The following is a 6,693-nucleotide window of genomic DNA, read 5'->3' on the forward strand; positions in this document are numbered from 1 at the left end:
TTGAGGCGCGGTGCTGGTTGAGGCGCGGTGCTGGTTGAGATGCTGCGCTGGTTGAGACGCTGCCGCTGGTTGAGACGCTGCGCTGGTTGAGACGCTGCCGCTGGTTGAGGCGCTGCCGCTGGTTGAGGCGCTGCCGCTGGTTGAGGCGCTGCCGCTGGTTGAGGCGCTGCCGCTGGTTGAGGCGCTGCCGCTGGTTCGGAGGCGTTTTGGGCTCCTGCAAGCGGGAGAGTGGAACGGCGCGAGGGAATCTCGCGAGGAGGTAAAAGGGGCGATTGAGGAGGGGGGACTGGGGCAGCCTTGAGCGATTGGGTGTTTCTTTTGGCTGGGATAAAATACAAAAAGATCCACTATCGTATTTAACGGCTTGCGTAATATTCAGAAAACGCGTAAATCGTATTTAAATGCGGGTTCAACTCCCATTCTTCCCGTTTTGCACCCCCTGATCGTCGTGAAGATCGAAGACTTCGCCCCAGGCTCTTTCCAGCAGCAGTTCCAGTATCGCAGTTTCCTGCCAGTCCTTATCAATCAGGAGTGGACGTGGGACACCCCTGCCATCCACCAATTGCTGGCCGAGGCTGCTCGCCATCTGGGCGAGTTGAACGGGCTTTCTCACATCGTGCCCGACGTGGACCACTTCATTCACATGCACGTCATCAAGGAGGCGCACACCTCCAGCCGCATCGAAGGCACGAGGACCGAGATGGAGGAGGCTCTCGAGGAAGATCCCTTCGCCATTGATCCTGAGAAACGAAATGACTGGCGCGAGGTGCGCAACTACGTCGAGGCCATGAATCAGGCTGTTGCCCGGCTCGATGTTCTGCCGCTCTCCAATCGCCTTCTCTGCGAGGCTCATGCGACTCTCCTCACCGGCGTGCGGGGCGAGGGTAAAACCCCTGGCGAATACCGTCGCAGCCAGAACTGGATCGGAGGGGCAAGTCTCGCCGATGCCGTCTTCATCCCCCCGCACCATGATGAGGTGCCTGCGCTGATGGGCGATCTGGAGAGCTTCTGGCACAATGAATCCATCACCGTGCCCCATCTCATTCGGCTCGCCCTCAGTCACTATCAGTTCGAGACCATACACCCTTTCCTGGATGGCAACGGCCGCATCGGGAGGCTCCTCATCGCCCTCTACCTGGTGAACAAAGGTCTGCTCCACCGCCCCTGTCTCTACGTCTCCGCCCACCTTGAGCGGCACCGCGCCGATTACTACGACGCTCTCACCGCCGTCCGTACCCGGGGTGATCTTGGGCATTGGGTGCGCTTCTTCCTCGTGGCCGTGAATGATACGGCACGCAAGGGGGTGCAGACGTTCCAGTCCATCTATCGACTGCAGCAGGAGGTTAACCTGCAGGTTCAGACCCTCGGTAGCCGCGCCAGTACGGCTACCCGGATGCTCGACGTTCTCTACGGCAAGCCTGTCATCCGGGGCACCGAGATCGCCGCGCGCCTCGACCTCAGCCAACCCACCGCTGACCGCCTCATTCGTGACTTTGTCCGCCTTGGCATTCTCCAAGAGATGACCGGCAAGGCGCGAAACCGTCTGTTTATGTTTAGCAAGTACTTCGACCTGTTCCTCTCCTGATGGTCCACCCTGATTCTCTCTGCTTTATCTTGCCTCAGGCGTTAAATGCGAAAATTGCCATTTTCTTATTTAGTGCTCCGTGCAAGGCTCAGGGCAGAACGGTTGTTTGATTGATAGCTTGTGAGGTCTTGCTTAAGTGCCTGATCCCATGCTCTACGTCTCTATCGGCATCGCCTTCGTGTGCTTACTGTACTTCATGAGCGCTTACGATGATCTTGCGAGGGTGGTGGAGCGGCGGGATCCCGAGGAATGGGAGTTGGTCGGGAAGCCCTCGACCTTTGGCGGTGCGGCTAAAGGGAAGTTTATCGATTCCATCTCCCGGGGGCACGCCTCCCTGCGCTGGGTGTACTACACGCCGGAGGGGCTGGAGGGGCATGCACCCTCTCTCCGCGTGCTGCGCAAGTACCGCATCGTCTGGTGTCTGATGGCGGCCAGCGGGATGTGGGCGCTGGGGTGCATGATCTTCACGTGACGGAAAGGCGGAGCCTTGCTGGGATCTTCCCTTTGTGCTTGCTTCAGCGGGTGAGTGAGGGCGTGGGCGGGCTGAAACTGGATGCCTACGCTTGCTTACGCAATTGCTCCACCGTCACTCTGCACTTCCCGTGCGCTGCGTGGACTTGGCCAGTTTTTCCAGGCGGGTCACGCAAAAGAGCCCGCCCGCACCCAACAGGGTGATGAATGCGGCGATCAAAAAGTACGGGAGTCTGGACTCAACGGTGGAGGCGGTGACGGCATCCGCATCAAGGCTCAGTCTGACTGTCGCGCCCACGGGTGACCGGCGATGTTTGAAGTTTGCCGTGCCATCACGTTTGAATCGGTGCCATCGATCCTGAACTTGTATCTGAATACCTTGGTGCCCCGAGTGATCTCTTCCTCGTGCCCCACGACGGTTGCCTGAACGTCCCGGGATCCCAGTTCAATCGCGGTGAGTGCCACGAGCCCCAGCGAGCCTGCAATGATCGCGAGCACCGCACCTGATTTGATGGAATTCAAGAGGCTGGATAGGATGGGGGGCATGGCCTAGGCGGATGAAAGGATGGAGCCAAGCTATTTGCTGCGCTTTCGGGGTGTAGTTTTCTTGGCGGGGCGGGTTGAGCGCATTTTCTGCGGGGCGGGAAGAGCAGTGGCTGGCAGCGTCAAGAGGCTGAGAGCGGCGGTGGCTGCTTGTGTCAGCTCGGCCGGGCATTCGGGCAATGCGAGCAGGGCGCTGAAGTCTGCAGTGGCGAGGGCAGTGTCGTTTTGCTTGAGATAAACGTTGCCTCGGTAGAAGAGCGCGTTGGCGACCTGATCGATGGGGGCGTTCTTGAGGGCGATGAGTTGGGTGAAGTCCTCAATAGACTTGGCAATGTCGCCTAGCTTGCCATGGGCAATGCCTCGGTAGAAGAGCGCGTTGGCGACCTGATCGACGGGAGCGTCTTTAAGGGCGATGAGCTGGGTGAAATCCTCAATGGCCTTGGTGAAGTTGCCTAGCTGGCTGTGGACAATGCCTCGGTTGAAGAGCGCTTTGGCGACCTGATCGGTGGGGGCGTCTATGAGTGCGATGAGTTGGGTGAAGTCCTCAATGGCCTTGGCGAAGTCGCTTTGTCGGACATGCGCAAGGCTTCGGTTGAAGAGCGCGTCAGCGACCTGGTCGACGGAAGCGTCCGTGAGCGTGATGGATTGGGTGAAGTCCTCAATAGCCTTGGTATGGTCGCCTTGTTGGTAGTGCGCAATGCCTCGGTTGAAGAGCGCGTTGGCGACTTGATCGGTGGGGGCGTCTATGAGTGCGATGAGTTGGGTGTAGTCCTCAATGGCCTGGGTAATGTCGCCTTGTTGGTAGTGTGCAACGCCTCGGTTGAAGAGTGCTTTGGTGACATGATCGACGGGAGCGTCTTTGAGGGAGGTAAGCTCGGTGTAGTCGGCGATTTCCTTGGCAATGTCTCCTTGCTCGCGATAGGTCCTGCCTCGGTTGAAGAGTGCTTTGGTGACATGATCGATGGGAGCGTGCTTGAGTGCGATGAGTTGGGTGTAGTCCTCAATGGCCTTGGCCATGTCATCTTTTCGGCCATGCGCAAGGCCCCGGTTGAAGAGCACTTTGGCAACAAGATCGACGGGAACGTACTTGAGCGCGATGAGTTGGGTGTAGTCCTCGATTTCCTTGGTAATATCGCCTTGCTGGCCATGGGTGACGCCTCGGTTGCAGAGCGCGTTGGCCACTTGATGGATGGGAGCATCCTTGAGGGCGATGAGTTGGGTGTAGTCCTCGATGGCCTTGGCAATGTCGCCTTGCTTGCGATGGGTGTTGCCTCGGTTGAAGAGCGCTATGGCGACCTGATCGGTGGGGGCGTCTTTGGGGGCGATGAGCTGGGTGTAGTCCTCAATTTCCTTGGTGAAGTCGCCTTGTTGGCCGTGGGCATAGGCGCGTTGGAGCCTGGCTTGGGCCCTTTCAGTTGGTGTAGAGGACCGATCAAGGAGCTTGGTATAGAGGTCGACCACGGCGGGCCAATCGTCGTTGTCGTAAGCTTGATCTGCCCGCAGTTTCAGGCCGGGCAAGGTCTTGCCTTCTTTCAAGGCTGCCTCAAAGTGGGTGGAGGCTTCAGCGAGCAGCTCCACCACCAGGGTGCGTCGTTCCTCTGGAGGAAGGGCGTCGGGTGGGGTGCTTTGCCCCATGGTGGGAGACGCCGGGCTGGTGGCGGCGCTGGGAGGCTGGTCTGGGGGGCTGCTTTCCGGGGCGGCGATGCCCTGGAGATCCACCTGCTCCAGCCGGCGCTGGAGGAAGGGGATGGGGTTGTTGAGCAGTTCGGTATAGCGGACGCCGGGACAGAGGCTGCCGTGGAGTTGGCTCATGAACTCGGAGCCGTCCTTGATGTCCACACAGTAGGCGTTGGGGTGGCTGAGGAGGAAGTCTTTGACGGGCCCAGTGAGGGAGGATTCACCACGGCAGAGCCAGTACAGGTTATGGGAAAAACTGGTGCACTGGTTGAGTGCTTCCAAGAGGCAGTCATCCCAGCCGCTGTAGCCGAGGACAATGACGCCGTGTTGGCTGAGGTAGGCTGAGAGGTTTTGGGCGTTGCGGTCTTTCAAGTGGCCGATCTCGCCATCGGCATTGGCGAGGAAGGGGCGGTGGACGCTGCCGTGGGCGTAGAAGAGGTGGACGGCGGGGTGGTCATCGGTGGCCAGGGCGTCGGGCGGGAGGAGCTCGGGCCGGTCGGTCATGTAATAGAGGACCTGGAAGAGCTGGAGGGAGACTTGCAGGAGGGGATCGAAGTTCGTGGTAAAAAGTGTGCGGGCAAAGGGGCGACGATTGCCGTAGTGGGGATTGATGTTGGAAGGGGTGCTCTGAAGGGCGAGCAGGGAGGCCAGGAAGAAGTGGGTGCCGTTGAGCCGGACGCGACCATCCTCACCGAGCGTGATGGCGCGGAGATAGCGGCGGGCTTCGGCAGGGGAGTTCAGCCCTCCGGCCTGGCTGGGCTCAAAGAGGGCCTTGTAGGCTGCGGCGACATGCTGGGGAGTGGAGGGGGCCTTGCCAGAGGAATGGTTGAGGAGCCAGTCGCGGAAGGGTTGAGCCTCCTCCACGTGGGCAGGGTAATCTTTCCAAAACTGCGTGACCAGGTCTTCCTGGGCTTTGAGATCGGCGGGCCAGGCATTGCCTTTGCGGGTGTGCAGGTAGGCGGGGATGCTTTTCTCGTGAATGGTGCCGTTTTCAGTGACTCCCAGCATCTCGCGGGCAGTGGGGACGGATCCGTGGCTGGCCCCAGAGCCGAGGATGAGCGTGTAGGCAGGAAGATCAGAGGGGGTGCCCAGATACAGCGTCTGCATGATCTGATGGATCATGGTTTCCCTAGACATCCATTTTTTGTCGAGCTCAGCCATGATGCGCTAGTAGCCGAGATGGGAGACTGGGGCGAGAAGAAAGTTGTGTGGAGGCGTTGGTGTTTGACGGGGGTGGGGTGACGGTGAGGAAGGTGGAGATGGGGGTGTTGACGGCGATAGGGTGGGAGGATGTGATGGTGGCTTCCACACCTGAGCTTTGCGGGGCGGGTACCCAAGGTTGACTCGCTTAGGGCTCGTCCAACCTTGGGCTGTGTTAGATATCCCTTTCAGGGATGAGCTTCGAGGGAGGTGGTGGAGTGATGACGAAGAGGTTGTGGTTCGAGGAATGGGAGGGCGGTGCGGCGGGAAGGTGGAAGAGCCGTCCCGGCTCTTGGGTCTTGGGTGCGGCGGGTGCAGGGTGGGGTGGGTTGGGGGTTGTGTTGGGTGAATTGAACGTTGCTGCGACGCCCTCCGGGGTCGGGGGATTTCTTTTAGGCGACCGGAGGTATCAGTCGCTGCGCTCCTTCAACCGTCCGGCTAATGGCTGTGATGCCTCCGGCATCGGGGAGGGGGCAAGCGGCGGGTTGAGGTGGGTTGAGGTGGGTGAGGTGGGGACGCGAGCAGGAGTGCCGCGCCTCCTCTAGCGCCTGGGAAGTTGGCGGTGGGGTGACGGTGGGGGCGTGGTTCGAGGAATGATAGGGCGGTGGGGTAGGCAAGGTGGAAGAGCCGTCCCGGCTCTTGGGTGCGGCTGGAGTAACCGGTCGCGGGATCGAGGGAGCAATGCGGTTGGCAGGCGGGTCAACAGTCCCAAAAGCGCTGGCACGTTGCAATTGAGCCGGGGTGGGGTTGGAGAGGGTGCAGTTGTGGGTTGGCTCATGAACTCTGAGGTTTCCCCGTGGCAAAGGCTGGGGCGGGGGTGCGGTGCTGGAGGCCGGTGGGACAAGATTTGTCCATTGAAGATGGGTGGTTTGTTGCTGATAAAAAATTACCACTGCGTGCAACAAATCATTTGCAGGATGTGCGAGATCACCGTTGGATGGAGGAAAATAAACCCATGAATGCACGTAATGTAAAGATTGCGCTGGTAGTGTGTGGAGGTGTCCTGTCGGTAGGGGCCATGGTCCTGACGATGTGGCACCCGAGGGACGGGCAAACGACTCTGAGTGACGGGGCACGGAAGCCGGTGCCTGATGGCGGCCGCCGACCTGGAGTTGGCGGGGTGGCGGATCGCGATGCAAATGATCGAGGTGTGGAGGGGCAGGCTGCCTTCCCTGCACGTGCGTCTGCGTCTGGCTCTACGTCGGGTAGCCGGAGCT

The 6,693-nt window shown here is 60.0% G+C and carries 7 protein-coding genes; 3 read left to right on the forward strand and 4 right to left on the reverse strand.

Going from position 1 to position 6,693, the window contains the following annotated elements; translation table 11 throughout:
- The coding region (locus BV106_RS11650) for a hypothetical protein (protein WP_038164664.1) at nt 1-220 on the reverse strand (220 nt) is incomplete at its 3' end.
- 210 nt (nt 221-430) lie between these two features.
- Here BV106_RS11650 and BV106_RS11655 point away from each other — a divergent pair.
- Both BV106_RS11655 and BV106_RS11660 read left to right on the forward strand, forming a co-directional pair.
- Nucleotides 431-1,585, forward strand: a complete 1,155-nt coding sequence (locus BV106_RS11655; protein ID WP_265595577.1) for a Fic family protein — start codon at nt 431-433, stop codon at nt 1,583-1,585.
- Between the two features lie 148 nt (nt 1,586-1,733).
- A complete protein-coding gene (locus tag BV106_RS11660) occupies nt 1,734-2,057 on the forward strand; it encodes a hypothetical protein (protein WP_038164666.1) in 324 nt (107 codons plus the stop codon).
- A gap of 114 nt (nt 2,058-2,171) precedes the next feature.
- On the opposite strand, the gene BV106_RS11665 is transcribed toward BV106_RS11660, so the two are convergent.
- Genes BV106_RS11665 through BV106_RS11675 form a run of 3 tightly spaced genes read right to left on the reverse strand, consistent with a single transcriptional unit; the run spans nt 2,172 to nt 5,437 of the window.
- On the reverse strand, nt 2,172-2,354 hold the full coding sequence (locus tag BV106_RS11665; protein ID WP_038164668.1) for a hypothetical protein: 183 nt from the start codon (nt 2,352-2,354) through the stop codon (nt 2,172-2,174).
- Nucleotides 2,333-2,602: a hypothetical protein gene (locus tag BV106_RS11670; protein ID WP_038164670.1), complete on the reverse strand. Its 270-nt coding sequence runs from the start codon at nt 2,600-2,602 to the stop codon at nt 2,333-2,335. The genes BV106_RS11665 and BV106_RS11670 overlap by 22 nt, the downstream gene beginning before the upstream one ends.
- A 30-nt stretch (nt 2,603-2,632) precedes the next feature.
- Nucleotides 2,633-5,437: a tetratricopeptide repeat protein gene (locus tag BV106_RS11675; RefSeq protein WP_038164671.1), complete on the reverse strand. Its 2,805-nt coding sequence runs from the start codon at nt 5,435-5,437 to the stop codon at nt 2,633-2,635.
- A gap of 994 nt (nt 5,438-6,431) precedes the next feature.
- Between BV106_RS11675 and BV106_RS38350 the strand changes: the two genes are divergently transcribed.
- Nucleotides 6,432-6,693 (forward strand): hypothetical protein (locus tag BV106_RS38350; RefSeq protein ID WP_265595578.1); only part of this gene is annotated, 262 nt, incomplete at its 3' end.

It is taken from the genome of Verrucomicrobium sp. BvORR106, assembly GCF_000739655.1.
Taxonomy (GTDB): Bacteria; Verrucomicrobiota; Verrucomicrobiia; order Verrucomicrobiales; family Verrucomicrobiaceae; genus Verrucomicrobium.